The following is an 18754-nucleotide window of genomic DNA, read 5'->3' as shown; positions in this document are numbered from 1 at the left end:
ACGCCACTAACGTTCCCGACCACGACCTGGATCAACGAACCCCTGAAAGCAGGAACGAACTCAATGACCACCTAAAGAAACTGACTCATAAAGGTTGACATCTTCCGTATGCGCGGGTGGCGTATGCGCGGACCGCCGTAGAGTCGAAGCATCAATATTTTGCGCACGCAGCCCATAGACCGGGACATTTTGCGTCTCGCCGTACCCGCGCTCGGCGCGCTCGTGGCCGAGCCGCTGTTTCTGCTGGCGGATTCGGCGATGGTCGGGCACCTCGGCACCACTCCGCTCGCCGGACTCGGCCTGGCCAGCGCGGTGCTGCAGACCATCATCGGTCTCATGGTTTTTCTCGCCTACAGCACGACCCCGGCCGTGGCTCGCTGGCTCGGTGCGGGCGATTCCAAGAGGGCGGTGTCGGTCGGCATCGACGGGCTCTGGCTCGCCCTCGGCCTCGGCGTGGCGCTCGCGGCTGGCGGCCTGCTCGCCACCCCGGCGCTGGTCGGGGCGTTCGGCGCTGAATCCGCCGTGACAGCGGATGCCGCCACCTACCTCGGCATCTCCATGTTCGGCCTGCCCGCCATGCTGCTGGTGTTCGCGGCAACGGGCCTGCTGCGCGGCCTGCAGGACACCCGCACCCCGCTCTATGTGGCCGGCATCGGTTTCGGCGCGAACATCGCACTGAACTACGTGTTCATCTACCTGCTCGGCTGGGGCATCGCCGGGTCAGCCGTCGGCACCGTTGTGGCGCAGTGGGGCATGGTCGCTGTGTACCTCGTCGTGGTCACCCGGCATGCCCGACGCCACAGCGCCCCTCTTCGCCCGCACCGGGCTGGGCTTCTGCTGGGTGCCAGGAGCGGCGGCTGGCTGTTTGTGCGCACGCTGAGCCTGCGCGCCGCCATGCTGCTCGCCGTGTTCGTTGCCGCCCAGCTCGGCTCGCCCGAGCTCGCTGCCTTTCAGATTGCGATGACGTTGTTCGCGACCCTGGCGTTCGCCCTCGACGCCCTCGCGATCGCCGCCCAGGCCCTCGTCGGCCGCGGCCTCGGTGCCGGGGATGTGGCACAGGTTCGCGCCGTGCTGCGCCGCTGCCTGGAGTGGGGCGTGCTGGCCGGACTCGTCCTCGCCTTGGGCGTCATCGGCACGAGCGGGGTACTCGGGCACGCGTTCACCAATGCCTCAGCGGTAACTCAACTGCTGCCGCTGACCTTGATCGTGCTCGGGGCGTCCGTTCCCCTCGGCGCGGTCGTATTCGTGCTCGACGGCGTGCTCATCGGCGCCGGCGACGCCCGCTATCTCGCCCTGACCGGGCTGCTCAACCTCGCCGTGTTCGTGCCACTGGCCGCCGCTGTACTGGTCTGGGCTCCGGCGGGCGAGGCCGGGCTCGCGCTGCTCATGGCCGCGTTCGCGCTGGGCTATCTCGGTGCCCGTGCCGTGACGCTGTCGCTGCGCGCCCGCAGCCTGGCCTGGATGGTCGTCGGCGCCCACTAGCCGCCTGCCGCGCACGCTTCCTGCTCGCGCGCCGCAAAGCTGCGTGCGCGAGCGGCGTGCCACGCGCTCGAGCAGCAATCGGCAGCCCGTGCAGCAAAAGGCGAACCTTGTAGATGGCAACGAACCCTAAAAGGGGTTCAAAAACCCCCAAAGAGGGGGTAGAACGCAGCACGCGAGAGCTAATGCTTAAATACCCATTTACCCAACCGATACTTTCTGCAGATGAGCAAAAATTTGAGAGTCCTAGGGACGGGTACTGCGGCACTCATCGTGCTGTCGTTGATGGGCTGTTCTGCGGTCGAGTCCACGGGTGCGACTGGAGCGACCGGTGCAACTGGAACGGTGGGAACTGCCGGCACAACTGGCGACATCGGACCCGCGGGCACAACTGGCGACATCGGACCCGCGGGCATCACGGGTGCCGAGGGAAGGACGGGTGCTTCGGGAGCTGCCGGACAGACCGGTTCGACGGGACCTCAAGGACTCACCGGGACTACGGGATCAGCTGGACTGACCGGGTCCGCGGGAGCCGCTGGCAGCACCGGCAATTATGGGGCGGTCGGAGCCACTGGTCCGACCGGCGCGACCGGAGACACGGGGCCCCAGGGCGCAACCGGCGCGGCCGGGGCTTCTTCCTCGAGCAGCGCCATCTACGCCCTGAACCCCGGCTCTTGGATGAACCTCGTTGCTTACAACAGTGACTGGGAGGTCTATACAGACGTCGTGCAGGCGTTCGCTCCGGAAGGACGGTATGTCGTGACGTATTCCGGTAATGCGGCCAACGATTCGGGAATCTGTCAGATTGACGGCGGATACACCGGTCGAGGCCAATTCTTCACGCCGTTTTTCACCACCGGACCCATGACGTCATTCTCGGGCACCGCCGTGCTGACGATGCCGAGCGGTGGTGGAAAAATGACCGTCTCCTGCGCAGGGTACTCCTCAACCCAGGTGATCCAGGTGTCCTTAGCCGCGGTGCCGTTTGATTCCATCACGTCGAGTCTCTACAACCCCGCCGTCTGACCCATCGTCCAATCGCCGCCCTCAGGCCAGCGGATAGGCGAGGGCGTTCTGGCGCACTCCGAGCTTCACCCGTGCGCTAAGTGGCGGCAGGTCGGGCGCGGCGACGCGGGCGCGCACCTCTGTCTTTGCCAAGTCGGCGATCGTAAAGGTGACCAGGGCATCGTGGCCGGCGTAGGCGATGGCCGTGGTGACGGCATCCGTCCCCCGCTCGGCTGATGGGTCGGCCAGGGTCAGCCATTCCGGACGCAGCAGCACGAGCACCGGCGTTCCATCACGGGGAGCGGATGCTGCGGTCCGCTCACCCCTCGGCGCACCCGACGACTGCGCTGGCACTGCCTGCGCGCCCATCCAGTCCGCCGCGAGCGAGCCGAGGGCACACTCGACCCGGCCGCCCCGCCACAAACCGTCGAGCTCGACGGTATCGCCGACGAAGCCGGCGACCCACGGATTGACCGGGCGCTCGTAGACATCCGCTGGCGTGCCGAACTGCAAAATCTCGCCGCCGCACATCACGGCGACGAAGTCGGCCAGCGACAGCGCCTCCTCCTGGTCGTGCGTCACGAGCAGGCTCGTGTTGTGCTGGCCGCGCAGCAGTGCCGCGACCTCGGTGCGCAGGGCGGAGCGCAGCAGCGGGTCGAGGGCGGCGAACGGCTCGTCGAGCAGCATCAGGTCGGGCCGCGGGGCGAGCGCCCGTGCCAGCGAGACCCGTTGGGCCTGCCCGCCGGAGAGCTGGGAGGGGGCGCGATCGACGAGTTCGGCCAGGCCAACGAGGGTGGCGAGCTCTGCAATGCGGGCCGCGCGGCTGGTCTGGCGATCGCGGTCGGGTGTGATCGGTGCGGGTGCGAGGTGGTTGTGCCCCGGCGCGACTGGATGGTGCGCCAACGAAACTGTGCGCGGGTTCGCGGGCAGCGCCGCACCGACCCTCAGCGAGGCCGGTCCTGTGCGGTTCGCGCGCCCCCGCTGCCTGAGTCCGGCAAGGAGCCCGGCGACTCGGCTCGGAGCCTCGCCCGGTTCGCAGTAGAGATCGTCGTTCTGCTTCGTACGCGGCAGCCCGAAGCCGATGTTCTCGCCGACAGTGAGGTGCGGAAACAGCGAGGCATCCTGCGGGACCCAGCCCATTCCGCGTTTCTCCGGCGCCCGCTGCACGCCGGGGCCGGTGACGAGGCGTCCACCGACGCTGATGGTGCCGGAGGCGACCGGCAACAAACCCGCGACGGCGCGCAGGAGCGTGGTCTTGCCGCATCCGCTTGGACCGAGAACGGCCACGAGCGAGCCGCGCGGAATGCGCAAACTGACGTCGTCAAGCACTCGGCGGTCACCGTAGGCAACGCGGAGCGCCTCGATCGTTACCCAGCCCACTAGTTCTCCCTTGCTGTGCCGCGGATGCCGCTAAGCAGCACCGCGGGCACCATCGCCACGAGCACGAGCGCCGCAGCGTACGGCGCCGCAGCGCCGAACTCGAACAGTGCCGTGCGACTCCACAACTCGGTGGCGAGCGTGGACACGCTCGTCGGCCGCAGCAGCAGCGTCGCTGGTAATTCTTTCATGGCCGAGATGGCCACAAGCAGTGCACCGATCGCGATGCCGGGCAGGGCGAGGCGCGCGGTGACCCGCCACCAGGCCTGAAACGGTGACAGGCCGAGCATGCGGGAGACGTCGCTGAGGCTCGTCGGCACCGCCGCGATACCGCTGCGCACGCTGCCAATCGCCCGCGGCATGAACAGAACGACGTAGGCAAAGACGAGCACGACGGAGGTTTGGTAGAACATCGGAACCGCGGCGAGCGCGAAGAATACGAGCGAGAGACCCACGACGATGCCTGGCAGGGCGTGGCCGAGAAACCCAACGGCCTCGATCACGGCGACCAGGCGACCGGAGTAGCGGGCCGCGAGCGCCGCGATCGGCAGCGCCACGAGCACGGCGACCACGGCGGCAGCGAGGGCGATCCCGAGGGTCGAACCGACGGCCTCGAGCAGCCGGGGAACGTCGATGGCGCGCAGGGTTTCGGCCTCGATCAGCCGGCTGAGCAGCCCGACCACGGGAACCACGACCCCGGCCAGCGGCGCGGCAACGAGCACTGCCACGTAAAAGGGCCCATTGCGGCCGGGCGCGCGGGAAGGCATGGTGCTGCGGCCGGGAACGCTGGCGACCTGACGGCGGCTGCGGCGTTCGCCGGCCACGACCACGAGGGCGAGCACCACGAGCACGAGGGCGAGCAGCGCGGCCTGGTTGCGGTCGAAGCTTGCGCCGTAGGCGGCGTTGATTCCCCAGGTCAGCGTCTGCAAACGCAGCATCGAGACGAGCCCGAAATCGCTCAGTGAGTAGAGGCAGACCAACAGCGCGCCGGCAATCGCGGCCGGGCGAATCTGCGGCCAGGTCGCCGCCGCAAAGGCCCGCAGCGGACCGCGACCCAGGGTGCGGGCCACCAATTCCAGATCAGCGGATGCCCCGCGCAGCGCCGCCGCGACCGGCAGCGTCACGTAGGGGGTGCAGACCATGGTCATGACGAACCAGCTGGCCCAGAAGCCGTTAAGGTGCGGAAACCACACCAGCCAGCCGTAGGCGGCGAGGTAGCTCGGCACCGCGAGCGGCAGCGCCGAGACCAGCAGGAGCGTGCGCTGGAACGGCAAGCGAATGCGAGTGAGGATCCAGGCGCAGATCGTGCCGAGCACGAGAGCGGACAGGGTGACGGCGGCGGCGAGCAGCGCGGTGTTGATCGTGAGCTGCAGCACTCGCGGGCGCACGAGGGTATCGAGAAGTTCGGTCAGACCGGCCTCGGTCGTGCGCACCACCAGGTAGACCAGCGGGATGGCGGCCGTTGCGGCGCAGAGCGCAGCGACGGCCAGCAGCCAGGGCGGGGCACCGAAGCGGTACCGGGCTGGCGCGCGGGTCGCGGCCGTTTCCGGCGGCGGGATCAGTAGTTCGGTCATGCGCGCGGCCCGGGTGATCGGGCGGCTCGGGGAGCGGCCACCGGTGGGGTCGGGCGCAGCTCTCCGCAGCGGCTGGCGCTCCGAGACCGGGCAGGCGCCGGGGCATCCGCTTTGGTAAAGGGTAGGGCGCGGCTGCCGACCTGAGCCCGCAACCGCGCCTTCACTGCTTTAATATTAGATCAGGCCGTGCTTGCCCAGCAGGGTCTGGGTGTCTTCGAGGGTGTCGAGGTCGGCGAGGTCGAGGTCGGGGTTGACCAGCGAGTCGAGCGCCGGCAGGCCAGCCGGGGCGTCGATGCCAGCGATCAACGGGTACTCGAATGTCTCATCCACGAAGTACTGCTGCGCCTTCGCGCCGACCAGGTAGTCGATGAATTCGAGCGCGTCGGCGTCTTCGGCTGCTCCGGCGAGCAGGCCGGCCCCGGCCACGTTCACGATGGATCCAGCGTCTCCAGCTTCGGGGTAAGAGAGCTGAGCACGCATGTTTTCTTCGCCGGTCTCGGCGGCCATGGCAAACCAGTAGTAGTGATTGAGCAGTCCGGCCTCGATCACACCGTCATTGACGGCGGCGAGAATGGCGCGGTTGTTGTCGAAGATGACCGGGCTGTTCGCGGCGATGGCGGCGACCCACTCATCGGCGGCTTCTTCGCCGTTCAGCACACGGTAGGCGGTGACGAAGGCCTGGAAGCTCGCATTGGTCGGCGCGATTCCGAATTTTCCGGCCCACGCCGGGTCGGTGAAGGCGTCAACGGATGTTGGCACCTCGGCCGCGCTCATCGCCTCGCTGTCGTAGGCGATCACGCGGGCCCGGCCGGTGACGCCGACCCAGGTGTCGTCGGTCGAGGTGAATCCGACCGGGACCGCGTCGGTCGTCTCGGCGGGAAGCGTGGCAAACAGGTCGGCGTTGGCGAGAGCACCGAGCGCTCCGGCGTCCTGCGCGAGGAAGACCTGGGCGGGCGTGGCGTCGCCCTCCTCGAGCAGCAACGCGCCGAGCTCGGCGGTGTTGCCGTAACGAACCTCGACGCTGATGCCGCTGGTCTCTTCGAACTGGTCGATGAGCGGCTGGATGAGCGCTTCGTCGCGACCGGAGTAGAGAGTGAAGGCTCCGTCGCTCGTGGCCTCTGCTGTCGTTGGCTCGGCGGCTTGGGTGCACCCGGCGAGGGCAAGAACGGTGGCGCCGGCAACGAGGGCGGCGAGGGAGAGCGGGATGCGCATGTGACTCCAAGGACAGGGGTTTGATTGGCTAAGGTAAGGCTACGCTAACCCGCTGAGCGACGCCAATCGGCGGTGTCTTCCGGCGTCATGCGCCGGTGTCAGGCAGGTCTTGAGCGAGAACCACCGCGAGCGAGGTCACCCTGAGCATTCAGTGCCATCTCCACCCTCTGTGGGAACTTCTCGTTGTAGCGTTAAGGTTCCCACCCACCCGCTGTCGAGGCCTCCCGCCCGCCACTTGAGGAGCCCGATGACCAACTCCCCCGTGATTACCACCGCCACACGCTCGGGCCTGATCGGCTGGCGCAACGCCGTATTCGCAGCGTTCTTCGTCTCCGGACTGGGCCTGGCCAGCTGGATGGCGCGGGTTCCCGCCGTCCGCGACGGCCTGGGCCTCGATACCGCGCAGGTCGGCATCCTCATCTTCGGTCTCTCGGCCGGTTCGGTCGTCGGACTGCTGATCGCAGCCGGCCTGCTCGCCCGCCTCGGCGCACGCCGCGCCATGCTGGTCAGCATCTCGCTGTCGGCGACCGGACTCGTGTTCATGGGCGTCGGCGTCAGCCTCGCGCCCTCGGCCCCGTTCGTGTTCGCTGCCCTCGCCGTGTTCGGCGTGGGCATGGGATCCCTCGACGTCATGATGAACGTCGAGGGCGCGGCCGCCGAGCGGGCCATCGGCCGCACTCTGATGCCACTCATGCACGCCTGCTTCAGCCTCGGCACGGTGGTCGGCGCGCTCGGCGGCGCCGCGGCATCCGCTTGGCAGGTTTCGGTGTTCTGGCATCTGCTGGTCATGGCCGCACTCGTTCTGGGCACCGTTCTCGTGGCCGTGCGGTTCCTGCCGGCCGCCATCGAAATCGATACTGAAGCGGATGCCCCGCGCCTCGCCTGGCGCGCGCGCCTGCAGGGCAGCCTCGCCGTCTGGCGTGATCGCAAACTGCTGCTGATCGGGCTGATCGTGCTCGGCATGACATTCGCCGAGGGCTCGGCGAACGACTGGCTGGCCCTCGCCTCGGTCGATGGACACGGCCTCAGCAACACCGACGGCGCCATCGTATTCGGGGTATTCGTGGCCGCGATGACCGTGGGCCGCGTGATCGGTGGCCCCCTGCTCGACCGGTTCGGCCGGGTGCTCGTGCTGCGGGCCTGCGCCGGAATCGGCATCGCGGGGCTCGTACTGTTCATCCTCGCGCCGAACACCCCGCTCGTTTTTGTCGGTACAATCCTCTGGGGTATCGGCGCCTCGCTCGGTTTTCCGGTGGGCATGTCGGCGGCCGCGGACGACACCAAGAACGCTGCGGCGCGGGTGAGCGCCGTCGCCATCATCGGCTACGGTGCTTTTCTGGTCGGACCGCCCGTGCTCGGACTGCTCGGCGAAGCCTGGGGAATCCTCAACGCGCTGTACCTGGTTTTGGTGCTGATGGTGCTGGCCGGGCTGGCCGCCCCGGCGGCACGGCCCCACGCCGCGTGAGTCACGTCACAGAAGGCTACGTCGGCTGGTGTGGTTCCTCGCCACATCGAAGCACCCGCCGCTAGCGCCAAGGGGGGACAGACCCATAGGGTGAAGTGCTGTCTACGGAACCAGGCTGGCTTGCACACTCAGAGACGAGAAGACGATGGGCCCGACCCCGACTCACCTGCCGACCCCTCGTAATGCCCCTCGATCGCAGACCGATGAACCCGGCGATGAAGTAGCCCTGTTCCTGGCTACGGGGCCGGCCGGTGATACGGGGCTCGGACCTCTGCTGGAACGGATCCTGCTGCGCGCCGCCCAGTTGCTGGGATGCGCCATGGGATCGATCTGCACTATTGATGAGACCGCTCAGGTCTACCGCAAAGAGGTCGACCTCGGCGACGAATGCCGGGCTGGCCAAGTCTTCTCACTGGATGAAGGCGTCACCGGAGCAGTCGTGCGAGCCGGTGGATCCGTTGTGTTCAGTGAGTACTCCAAAGTGCCGGGCGGTCATCTCGGCCGGGACGACGCCCGCTACCAGCGCCCAGTCATCGGCGTGCCGATCAGGCTTCCTTCCGGGGTCATCGGCGCCTGCGTGGTCTTTGCCAATACCTCCGAGCGCCTCTTCACCAGCCAGGACGCCCGGATACTCGAACGTTTCGCCGCTCAGGCGGCCGCCGCCATCGCCGACTTCCGTCTGCACACCGTGGCCATCGAGGTCAACATCAATCTGGCCGAGTTCCACACGTCCGAGCGTGCAGCGCTGGCCCACAGATTCGGGCTGCCGGGCGGCGACGATCCGTGCAGACCGACGCACGTATCGATCGGGCGCCTCACCGAGACACACCCCCCTCGGGTGCTCGTCATGCACGAACGACCGGTGATCCGCGCCGGCTTGGTGCACCTGCTCACGCAGGAGGGGACGGGCATCCAGGTGATCGCCGAGTGCGGCGACGCTGCCGGCGCCCTCGCTGCGGCACGGTATCTGCAGCCCGACGTCGTGGTCACTGACATCGATCTGGTCGACCTGCCAGGCACCGACCTGCCAGACACCGACCTGATCGAGGCGCTGGCTCGCACCAGTCCGGGCACGGCCGTCGTGCTCCTGGTCGGAGACCCACACGACGAACGAATCCGGCGCGCGGCCCACTCTGGCGCCCGCGGGTTCCTGAACCGATCCGCCGAGGGGCATTCGCTCGTGCGAGCGGTCGACTCGGCCGTTGCCGGCGATGCTGTTCTGTCGCGCTCCCTACTGGAAATGTGGGGCGAACCGGCCGATCCCGCCCTCCTCACGTCCCGCGAGCGGGAGGTGCGCCGGCTGGTGGAGGGAGGACTCCGGGACAAGCAGATCGGTACGGAACTTGGCATCTCGGTAAAAACCGTCGAAAAACACGTCGGCACGATCCTCAGGAAGACGGGAGCAGCCAACCGCACAATGCTGGCCGGGCTGGCCCATCCGCATCATTCCTGAACGGATGCCGACGACGACCAGGGATTTCCCCCAAAGCGAATGGGGGGACTCCCCGATAGCGCGCGATGCGCGTGCCGGTTTAACGTGGGACGAAGCCAAAGGAGGCCGTCGTGCCAGTTGTTTCCCTGAAGGAAATCGTCGACCGGGCGTTCGATGCCCGCTACGGCGTGCCTGCTGTCAACGTGTTCAACGACCTCACCATGCAGGGGGTGCTGGTTGCCGCAGTCGAAGTTCGCTCGCCGATCATCGTGCAGACGTCGGTCAAGACCGTGCGCTCGATCGGCGCGAAGGTGCTGTTCGCTATGTGGCAATCCATGACCGCCGACATCGACGTGCCCGTCGCCCTGCACCTCGACCACTGCCCCGACCGTGACGTGATCAGCGAGTGCCTGGCCATCGGCTGGAACTCGGTGCTCTTCGACGCGTCCCAGCTGCCCGTGGCCGAGAACCAGCGCCAAACCATTGAGGTGGTCAAGGAGGCCCGAGGCTACGGAGCCCATGTCGAGGGTGAGATTGAATCCATCACCGGCGTCGAAGACGGTGTCGGCTCCGATCAGACCGCGGCGCGGCAGACCCTTGACGTATCCCTCGCGTTCATTGAAGCGACCGGCGTCGATGTCTTCGCTCCGTCCATCGGCAACGCCCACGGCGTCTACAAATCGAAACCCGTTTTGGACTTCGACCGGGTCAGCGATCTGGTGGCGGCGCATCCAATACCCATCGCCCTGCACGGCGGCACCGGAATGACGGACGCCCAATTCCACGACCTGATCCAGCGCGGCTGTTCCAAGGTGAACATCTCTACCGCCCTCAAGGTGACCTATCTGCAATCCACCCTGGCCAACCTGCGGTTCGCCGAAGAGGCCGACAAATGGGACCCGCCGACGCTTTTTCGCGCTGTGAGTGGCGATGTCGTCGACCTCACAACGGGCCTGGCCCGCACGTTCGGCTCGGCCGGCCAGGCCTGGTAAGCGATGCCGGCACTGATCTTCGACTGCGACGGCGTACTCGCCGACACCGAACGCCACGGACACCTGCCCGCCTTCAACGCCAGCTTCGCGGAGTTCGGACTGCCCGTGCACTGGAGCGAGGAGGATTACGCCGAGAAGTTGCTGATCGGCGGTGGCAAGGAACGCCTTACGAGCCTGCTCACGCCGGACTTCGTTCAGGCGGCCCATCTTCCCGCCGATCCGGCCCGGCAACAAGAAACCGTCGCCACCTGGCATCGGCGCAAGACCCAGATTTACACCGACCTGATCGCTGTCGGAGCGCTGCCCGCCCGCCCGGGGATCGCCCGGATCGTCGCCGAGGCGGCTGCTGCCGGCTGGATGCTCGCGGTCGCCTCAACCTCGGCCGAACCCTCCGTGCGGGCAGTGCTGACCCACGCGGTGGGCGAGTCCCTGGCCGCGCAGTTCCAAGTATTCGCGGGAGACATCGTGGCCGCCAAGAAACCTGCGCCGGACATCTACGCCTATGCCTTGGAGCACCTCGGCGTGAGCACCGACGAGGCGATCGTCATCGAGGACAGCAACAACGGCCTGCGCGCCGCCCGCGCTGCCGGGTTGCGCACCCTCGTCACAGTGAGCAGTTACACCGTCGATGAGAACTTTGACGGTGCTGCCCTCGTCGTCACCTCGCTCGGCGACCCGGATGGCGAACTCGCAACCGTGCTGGGCTCTCCTGCCGGCGTGGTGCCGAACGGTTTCGTGACGCTGGGCGACCTTTCGATGCTGCTGCGCGCCCCCAACCAGGAGGAAGAATCATGACCAGTTCCCTGAACGCGACTGAATTCGTGGTGCGCTCCATCGCCGAGGAGGCCCTCGTCAACGAGAAATACTTCGGCGAACTTGACTCAGTTGTCGGTGACGGGGACTTCGGCTACTCTCTGGCCCGCGGTTTCGAGGTTGTGCTCTCCGGCTGGGACGGCGTTGACCGCACGGACCCCGGGGTATTCCTGAGCAAGATCGCGATTGTCATCACCAGCACCATCGGGGGAACGTCGGGGCCGCTCTGGGGAACGGCATTCCTGCGCGCCGGCACCGCGCTCAAGGGCCGAAACGAGATCAGCCCGGCGGACACCATCACCGCGCTGCGCGCGGCCATCGAAGGGATCAAGTACCGCGGTAAGTCCGATGTCGGTGACAAAACCCTGCTCGATGCTTTTGTGCCCGCCGTCGACACGCTCGAGGCCGCATTTGCGGCCGGCGACGACGCCAAGACTGCTCTGGGCAAGATGGCGGTCTCCGCTCGGGAGGCCGCACAAGCCACGAGCCTGCTCCAGGCCCGGCGCGGGCGCGCGAGCTACACCGGCGAGCGCAGCGTGGGATCGCCCGACGCTGGCGCGATCGCCATTGCTGTGCTGGTCGAGCGCCTCGCCCGAACCTGGGCCAACTAGCCCACCGATAACCATCCGATCCCGACAACGACGTGGAGACATCATGAAGAAGTTCATCAACGACCCCCAGCAGTTCGTTCCCGAGATGCTCGAGGGCATCGCGCTCGCGAACCCCGACACCCTGCGCTACGTTCCCGAGTATCACCTCATCCATCGAGCGGATGCCCCCAACCACGACAAGGTCACCATCATTCAGGGCTCCGGCTCCGGTCATGAGCCAGCCCACGTGATGACGGTCGGTAAGGGGATGCTGGACGGCGCGTGCCCTGGAGACGTCTTTGCCGCCCCGCCGATCGACTTCATTATCGAGTCCACCAAGCTCCTCGCCTCCGACAAGGGGGTGCTGCTCCTGGTCAACAACTACACCGGAGACCGGATGGCGTTCGAGATGGCCGAGGAGGCATCCAGCGCCGACGGCATCCAGGTGCGCACGCTGTTCATCGACGATGACGTGTCGGTGCAGGACTCCACCTACACCGTCGGCCGCCGCGGCGTGGCCGGCAACTTCTTCGTGATGAAGGCCGTTGGAGCCGCGGCGGAGTCCGGTGCCGACCTCGACGAGCTGGTGCGCATCGGCGAAAAGGTCAATTCCGTCACCCGCACCATGGGTGTCGCGCTGACGGCCTGCACTCCTCCCGCCCGGGGGGAACCCCTGTTTGCCCTCGGCGACGACGAGATCGAGATCGGCGTCGGCATCCACGGCGAACCGGGGCGACGCCGGGCCAAATGGATGCCCGCCGACGAGATCGTGGACGAGCTGCTCAGCGCGATCGTTCCCGACCTGCCATTCGTCAGCGGGGACCGGGTCGCCGTGATGGTGAACGGCCTCGGCGGCACGCCGATCAGTGAGCTGTACATTCTCTACGGGATCATCCACAAGCGGCTCACCGCGCTGGGCATGACCGTGGGACGTAACTATGTCGGCGAGTACTGCACCTCGCTCGACATGGCCGGTGCCTCGATCACGCTGGTGCGACTCGACGACGAGATAACGGCACTACTCGCCGCCCCGGCCGAGATCGCAATGCGAGTTTTCTGAGCCGCCCGACCCGTGAGCGCGGTCGCCGAGGCCCGTGAGCGCGGTCGCCGAGGCCCGTGCCGATGAGAGGCCGAAGGCGACCAGGATAAACTCGTTCAGTGCGCCTTGTAATTGCGAAATGCTCCGTTGACTATGCCGGGCGTCTTAGCGCGCACCTGCCGCTGGCCACCCGTCTGCTGATGATCAAGTCCGATGGCAGCGTGCTCGTGCACTCCGACGGCGGCTCCTACAAACCGCTGAACTGGATGAGCCCACCCTGCTCGATCGCCATCTCCGAGCCCGACGGCGATCAAGCGGATGCCGGAATCACCGCCCTCTGGACGGTCACCCACGGCAAGACCGCCGACCAGCTCGTGGTCAGCGTGTACGAGGTGCAGCACGACTCGGCGCACGAGCTCGGCATCGACCCCGGCCTGATCAAGGACGGCGCGGAGTCGCACCTGCAGAAGCTGTTGGCCGAGCACATTCATCTGCTCGGCGAGGGTTTCACCTTCGTGCGCCGCGAGTACATGACCGCCATCGGGCCGGTCGATATCCTCGCGCAGGATGCCGCCGGCCGATCTGTCGCGGTAGAACTCAAACGAAATGGCGATATCGACGGGGTGGAGCAGCTCACGCGCTACCTCGAACTCATGAATCGCGACCCGCATTTGGCGCCGGTCAGTGGGGTTTTTGCGGCGCAGACGATCAAACCGCAGGCCCGCAAGTTGGCGGAGGATCGCGGCATCCGCTGTCTGCTCCTCGACTACGACGCCATGCGCGGCCTCGACGACACGGCCTCGAAACTCTTTTAGGGCAGCGGGCGCCCGCGGGCCGCAAGGTACAACGCGAACCACTCGTCGCGGGTCATCGCCGCTGCCTGCGCGGCTGCATCCCCGCAGGCCCGAATGCGCGCCGGATCGCTCGATCCGAGGACGGGATCGATGTGCGCGGGGTGTCGCATCAGCCAGCCGAGAACGATGGCCTCGCGGGTCGTGTTCTTCGCCTCGGCCAGCGTCTGCACCAAAGCGGATGCCGCCTCCTCGGCCGCCGCGCCCGGCGCCCCGGAATACCGGCCCTGCGCGAGCGCGCCCCAGGCCTGCAGCCGCACCCCATTACTCGCGCAGTACTCCAGCGTGCCGTGCGGAAAGGTGTTGTCGGCGCCGTCCGGGTGGTTAACCAGCACCGTGCTGTCGACCCAGTCGCGCTTGAGCAGGCTCATCTCAAGCTGGTTCACCACGATCGGCAGGTCGATCTCGCGCTGGAGGAACGCGATCTGCGCTCCCGACATGTTCGAGACGCCGAGCGCGCGAATTTTTCCGGCGGCGTGCAGGTCGGTCACCGCCGCAGCGACAACGGCGGGTTCGAGCAACGGATCGGGCCGGTGCAGCAGCAACGTGTCGACGTAGTCAACGCCCAGGCGCGCGAGGCTGTCGTCGACGCGCGCCACGATCGCCCCGAGGTCGTAGGGAGCGTGCTCTGCATCCAAGCGGATGCCGCACTTCGTCTGAATCTCGATGCGCTCGCGCAGTCCCGGCGAGCGTTTCAGAACCTCACCGAACACCTGCTCCGCCTTGCCAAAGCGGTAAATGTCGGCGTGGTCGAACACCGTTATGCCGATGGACAGCGCGGCCTCGACCGCGGCGACGGCCTGATCGATCGCGGCCGGGGTGACCGGCCCGGGCGTCCAGTCGCCGCCGAGTCCCATGCAGCCGTAGATCAGGCGGGCGGGCGGAGACAGCGTCATACGGATTCCTTTGTGAGGGGGAACGAAAAGGCTAGCGCCTCACTAACCGTACGAATGCTGAGAAAATGGGTAAATGGGACACTTTTTCGGCTGACCGCCTAGGCTATGCCGAATGAACGCAACATTGACGCGCACCTGGAGCGCCATTCTCTTCGACCTTGACGGAACCATCACGGATTCCGCCCCGGCTATCACCAGCTCTCTGGCCCGCACGTTTACGCTGCTCGGCCGCCCGGTGCCCTCCGCTGCCCAACTGCTCGCCTACGTCGGCCCACCCATGTTCGACGCCTTTCAGGAATACGCCGGCATGACCCCCGCCGAAGCCGTCGAAGCCATCGCCGTCTACCGCGCCGAGTACCACGGCGCCGCCGCGCTCGACACGGCTGTCTTTCCCGGCGTCGCCGGCCTGCTCGAACGTATCCACGCGGCCGGAATTCCGCTCGCCCTGGCCACCAGCAAGCCCGAGCTCAGTGCGATCGCCATTCTCACGCACTTCGACCTCGCCAAGTACTTCACGGCCACCGTCGGTGCCTCCGCCGACGACACCCGCAGCAACAAGGCCGACATCGTCGCAGAGGCGCTCGCCCGCCTGGCCGCGACCGGCGTAGACACCGGCGGCGCCGTCCTGGTCGGCGACCGCAGCTACGACGCCATCGGCGCGCAGGCGAATGGCATTCCGGCGATTCTGGTGGAGTGGGGCTACGGCTCGCCGGCCGAGGCCGAGGCGGCGACCGCGGTCGTGCACTCGACCGACCAGCTCCGCAAGCTGCTGCTCGGCTGAGGCCATCGCGAACCAGGCGGAACCCCCACGCGGTTCACCTCGCATTTGCCTCGTGTTCACCGGGAGGTAAACGGCTGGTGACCGGGGAATGACAGCGTGTTGAAGAACCCGAGCGGCGAATACTCTCGGGTTCTTCTATTCTCGCCGCGTCACAACCAGTTAGGCTCCATCTTTTGCGATCCAAAGCTAGCCACAGGTCCATTCCCGCCCTTGCCCTCGTCAGCATTCTGGCCTTGAGCGGATGCGCCGCAACCAGTACCGCGAGTGACCAGCCTCTCGCCGCGACCGGCGCGGACTCGTGCCCCGACACGCTTCGATTCAGCGACACGGGCGTGGAAGGACTCGAAACTCTCGTCGTCGAATTCGAGGGATTCCGTACGGCATTTGAAGAAGCCACCGGCAAGAACGTTGAGTTTTACCCAATCTCCAGCCGCACCGCAGCGTCGACCGCGCTGGAATTCGACGAGATCGACCTGCTCCTGACTGGTCCCGCCGAATATGTCGTTCTGAAGCAGGAAGCGGACGCCATCCCGGTTGTCGGTATCACCCGCCCCGGCTACCGCTCCATGATCGTGACCCGCGCCGATTCCACCGTGACGGAGCTTGCCGACCTCGAAAATTCCACGGTCATCACCAAGGAGGTCGGTTCCACCTCCGGTCACCTGGGCCCGCTGGAAATGCTCTCCAACGCCGGCCTCGTCGCTGGCGATAACGTCGACGTCGTTCCGCTCGGCGCGACCCGCATCGCGGCATTCGGCGCCGGTGAGGGCGATGCGCTCGGCACCGGCCTGAGCGACTTCGCGGAGATCGAAGAGGAACTGGGGGCCGGATCGATCAAAATGCTGGCCGAGGGACCCGACCTGCCCAACGATCTGTTCGTGGCCCGCAGCGCTCTCGGCAGCGGATGCGCGACCTGGCTTCAAGAGACCCTGACCGAAAACCAGCAGGTGCTTCTCGACGCCATCACCGCGACCGGCGAGAGTGACAAGTACCTCGAATCCGAATTCCAGGTCGCCACGGATGCCGACTACGACCCGACGCGCGCGGCCTTCGAAGCGGCTGGATTCGCCGATTTCGCCGAGCTCCCCGAGTGAGCCGGCAGCACAGCCCATGCAGCACCTCTGTCCCCCACGCCACACCCATGATCAGCGTGCGCGATCTAAGTCATCGCTATCCCGATGGAACAGAAGCCCTCGACGGCATCAACCTGACCGTTGACCAGGGTGAGGCCATCGTGCTGCTGGGGCACAACGCATCCGGTAAGTCGACCTTGCTCAAGGCACTGACTCGTCTGATTGAGCCCACGGCCGGCGCTATTTCCCTCGATGGAACGGCGGTGACCGGAGCCACGGCGAGAGAACTGCGCGACGTGCGTCGGCGGGTCGGCACGGTCTTTCAATCGATTAACCTCGTGGACCAGGTCAGCGTGTTGTCGAACGTCGGACACGGTTCTCTCGGGCGCACCGACAACCCACGAAATTGGTTCGCCTGGACCTCGTCCAGCACTGTGCGAGACGAGGCCATGGTCTGTCTGGAACGCGTGGGCCTGGCCCCCTTCGCCTCGCGCCGCGCTGACCAGCTGTCCGGTGGGCAGCGCCAGCGCGTCGCGATCGCCAGGATGCTGATGCAACGCCCAACGATCGTGCTCGCGGATGAACCCGTGGCCGCCCTCGACCCCCGGGCCGGGCGGGAAGTGATGGACGTGCTCTGGCAGGTCGTGGCAGAAAAGAGTCTGACGCTCGTCTGTACCCTGCACCAGCTGGAACTCGCCGAGGCGTATGGCGACCGCGTGGTCGCACTGCAACGCGGCCGATTGCTGCTCGATGGGCACATGCGTGATCTGTCTCGGACCGATTTGGCCGGGCTGTATTCCGAGGACTCAGAGCAGGCTGATTCCGCCGAGAACTCGCAGCACGACGAAGCAGGAGTGAATCGATGATCATGACCACCCGGCCGACGCGCGTCACCAGCGCGCCACCCAGCCGGTTTCGGCGCCCCCACGGCGGAGCATTTCTGGCCGTGCTGGTGCTCGCGGGACTCGCCATTCACGGGGTGTCCCGCCTCGATCTGAGCCCCGAACGGCTACTCATGGCCCCAGCGCGCACGTGGGATTTTCTCTCGCGCGGATTTCCACCGGCGACTGATCGCGTGCCAAACCTCGCGGAGGCCATGCTCGAAACCATCGAGATGGCCATCATCGGTACGGCCCTCGGCGTGCTCCTCAGCCTGCCGATCGCTCTGCTCGCTGCGCGAAACACCACACCACACAGCATGATTCACGTGGCCGCGAAATCACTGCTCACGGTCATGCGCAGCGTGCCCGACTTGGTCTGGGCCATGGTTTTCGTCGTGTCGGTCGGTCTCGGACCGATCGCCGGAATCCTGACGATCATGGTCGATACGATCGGTTTCGCGGGCCGCTTCTTCGCGGAACGCATCGAAGAGCTCGACCGCGGTCCGATCGACGCGTTGCGCTCTACCGGAGCCAACCGCATCAGCGTCATGGCCTGTGCGGTCATCCCGACCGCGTTTCCGTCGTTCACGGGCACCAGCCTGTACTGCCTCGAAAAATCCATTCGTGGCGCGGCGGTACTCGGCCTGGTCGGAGCCGGTGGCATCGGCGTCGAGCTGAACGTGGCATTCCAACTGCGCCAGTTCGACACCGCGATGACGATCATCATCATGATTCTCATCGTCGTCCTCTTGGCCGAGCGACTCAGCAGCGTGGCACGCAAGCGGATGCTCGACGGCAGCTCCGCAGTCGCGCCGCACTAGCCGCGGCGCGGCATCCGCTGGTCGGTCCAGGCCCGCCGAGGTATGGCATCCTCTTGTCTGACATTTCGGGACCGGAGCCTGGATGACCCGGTCGTTGTTGTTGGACGCGGTCGCTGACCGCTATGTTCTGGACCATGACCTTCGAAGCCGAGCAGTTCTACCTATTTGGGATCATTCCCTGGGACGGAACGTTCGTCGCTGCCTGCATCGCCGGCCTCGCTTCGCTGCGCAAGCTCGCGAAAGAAGACGAAGCAAAAGAAGATGATAGGGACCTGGCACAGCTGGTGGTCGCTCGCTTGCCAGCCACCTGGAAGGGGTAAATGATGAAGGATGAAATCTCAGACGCGGAACTCTACAGTTATGCCCGTGAAGTGCGCGCCGAAATACTCACTGATCTCAGTCGGCCGGAAGAGGCCGACGCCGTGTTGGCCGAAAAGGGCCTGCCAGGTCCCATCGGCAAATAGTCGGTCCCG

At 66.6% G+C, this 18754-nt stretch carries 19 protein-coding genes; 15 read left to right on the top strand and 4 right to left on the bottom strand.

Features of this window, described 5'->3' with window-relative positions; genetic code table 11:
- Positions 1-159: 159 nt before the first annotated feature.
- Positions 160-1482 (top strand): MATE family efflux transporter, encoded by a 1323-nt coding sequence (locus E3T41_RS07030; RefSeq protein WP_092448109.1) that lies wholly within the window; start codon positions 160-162, stop codon positions 1480-1482.
- A gap of 675 nt (positions 1483-2157) precedes the next feature.
- A complete protein-coding gene (locus E3T41_RS18435; protein ID WP_241991060.1) occupies positions 2158-2505 on the top strand; it encodes a hypothetical protein in 348 nt (115 codons plus the stop codon).
- Between the two features lie 21 nt (positions 2506-2526).
- Here the strand turns inward: E3T41_RS18435 and E3T41_RS07020 are convergent, their stop codons facing one another.
- The 3 genes from E3T41_RS07020 to E3T41_RS07010 all read right to left on the bottom strand — a co-directional run bounded on the left by E3T41_RS07020 (position 2527) and on the right by E3T41_RS07010 (position 6647).
- Entirely contained in the window at positions 2527-3864 is a 1338-nt protein-coding gene (locus tag E3T41_RS07020) for an ABC transporter ATP-binding protein (RefSeq protein ID WP_134477863.1), read from the bottom strand.
- Positions 3864-5435 carry an iron ABC transporter permease gene (locus tag E3T41_RS07015; RefSeq protein ID WP_134477861.1) on the bottom strand — a complete coding sequence of 524 codons (1572 nt, stop codon included), beginning with the start codon at positions 5433-5435 and terminating at the stop codon, positions 3864-3866. The genes E3T41_RS07020 and E3T41_RS07015 overlap by 1 nt, the downstream gene beginning before the upstream one ends.
- Before the next feature lie 174 nt (positions 5436-5609).
- Complete coding sequence (locus E3T41_RS07010; protein ID WP_134477859.1) at positions 5610-6647, bottom strand: extracellular solute-binding protein; 1038 nt, start codon at positions 6645-6647, stop codon at positions 5610-5612.
- A gap of 247 nt (positions 6648-6894) precedes the next feature.
- On the opposite strand from E3T41_RS07010, the gene E3T41_RS07005 reads away from it, so the two are divergent.
- The 7 genes from E3T41_RS07005 to nucS all read left to right on the top strand — a co-directional run bounded on the left by E3T41_RS07005 (position 6895) and on the right by nucS (position 13793).
- On the top strand, positions 6895-8112 hold the full coding sequence (locus tag E3T41_RS07005; protein WP_092448105.1) for an MFS transporter: 1218 nt from the start codon (positions 6895-6897) through the stop codon (positions 8110-8112).
- 145 nt (positions 8113-8257) lie between these two features.
- Positions 8258-9565, top strand: coding sequence for a GAF domain-containing protein (locus E3T41_RS07000; RefSeq protein WP_092448104.1), 1308 nt, complete (start codon positions 8258-8260; stop codon positions 9563-9565).
- 110 nt (positions 9566-9675) lie between these two features.
- Positions 9676-10536: a class II fructose-bisphosphate aldolase gene (locus E3T41_RS06995; RefSeq protein ID WP_092448103.1), complete on the top strand. Its 861-nt coding sequence runs from the start codon at positions 9676-9678 to the stop codon at positions 10534-10536.
- Between the two features lie 3 nt (positions 10537-10539).
- Complete coding sequence (locus tag E3T41_RS06990) at positions 10540-11331, top strand: HAD-IA family hydrolase (protein WP_092448102.1); 792 nt, start codon at positions 10540-10542, stop codon at positions 11329-11331.
- Entirely contained in the window at positions 11328-11960 is a 633-nt protein-coding gene (gene dhaL, locus E3T41_RS06985; RefSeq protein ID WP_092448101.1) for a dihydroxyacetone kinase subunit DhaL, read from the top strand. The genes E3T41_RS06990 and dhaL overlap by 4 nt, the downstream gene beginning before the upstream one ends.
- Before the next feature lie 43 nt (positions 11961-12003).
- Complete coding sequence (gene dhaK / locus E3T41_RS06980; protein ID WP_092448100.1) at positions 12004-12999, top strand: dihydroxyacetone kinase subunit DhaK; 996 nt, start codon at positions 12004-12006, stop codon at positions 12997-12999.
- 98 nt (positions 13000-13097) lie between these two features.
- A complete protein-coding gene (nucS, locus tag E3T41_RS06975) occupies positions 13098-13793 on the top strand; it encodes an endonuclease NucS (RefSeq protein ID WP_092448099.1) in 696 nt (231 codons plus the stop codon).
- On the opposite strand, the gene E3T41_RS06970 is transcribed toward nucS, so the two are convergent.
- Positions 13790-14725, bottom strand: a complete 936-nt coding sequence (locus E3T41_RS06970) for an aldo/keto reductase family oxidoreductase (RefSeq protein ID WP_241991055.1) — start codon at positions 14723-14725, stop codon at positions 13790-13792. The genes nucS and E3T41_RS06970 overlap by 4 nt on opposite strands.
- Positions 14726-14837: 112 nt before the next feature.
- On the opposite strand from E3T41_RS06970, the gene E3T41_RS06965 reads away from it, so the two are divergent.
- From E3T41_RS06965 to E3T41_RS17825, 6 genes are all read left to right on the top strand, one after another.
- Positions 14838-15506 (top strand): HAD hydrolase-like protein, encoded by a 669-nt coding sequence (locus tag E3T41_RS06965; RefSeq protein WP_092448097.1) that lies wholly within the window; start codon positions 14838-14840, stop codon positions 15504-15506.
- A gap of 173 nt (positions 15507-15679) precedes the next feature.
- Complete coding sequence (locus E3T41_RS06960; RefSeq protein ID WP_158251664.1) at positions 15680-16600, top strand: PhnD/SsuA/transferrin family substrate-binding protein; 921 nt, start codon at positions 15680-15682, stop codon at positions 16598-16600.
- Between the two features lie 47 nt (positions 16601-16647).
- Positions 16648-17445, top strand: a complete 798-nt coding sequence (locus E3T41_RS06955) for a phosphonate ABC transporter ATP-binding protein (RefSeq protein WP_092448095.1) — start codon at positions 16648-16650, stop codon at positions 17443-17445.
- Positions 17442-18281: a phosphonate ABC transporter, permease protein PhnE gene (gene phnE / locus E3T41_RS06950; RefSeq protein ID WP_198415577.1), complete on the top strand. Its 840-nt coding sequence runs from the start codon at positions 17442-17444 to the stop codon at positions 18279-18281. Before E3T41_RS06955 ends, phnE begins: the two co-directional genes overlap by 4 nt.
- 134 nt (positions 18282-18415) lie before the next feature.
- Positions 18416-18601 (top strand): hypothetical protein, encoded by a 186-nt coding sequence (locus E3T41_RS06945; RefSeq protein ID WP_134477857.1) that lies wholly within the window; start codon positions 18416-18418, stop codon positions 18599-18601.
- Positions 18602-18745 (top strand): hypothetical protein, encoded by a 144-nt coding sequence (locus E3T41_RS17825; protein WP_166791509.1) that lies wholly within the window; start codon positions 18602-18604, stop codon positions 18743-18745.
- Positions 18746-18754 lie beyond the last annotated feature (9 nt).

It is taken from the genome of Cryobacterium sp. Hh38, from assembly GCF_004403235.1.
GTDB classification, from domain to species: domain Bacteria; phylum Actinomycetota; class Actinomycetes; order Actinomycetales; family Microbacteriaceae; genus Cryobacterium; species Cryobacterium levicorallinum.
Note: the sequence above shows the minus strand (reverse complement) of the source record. Positions and strands in the feature narration are given on the sequence as shown.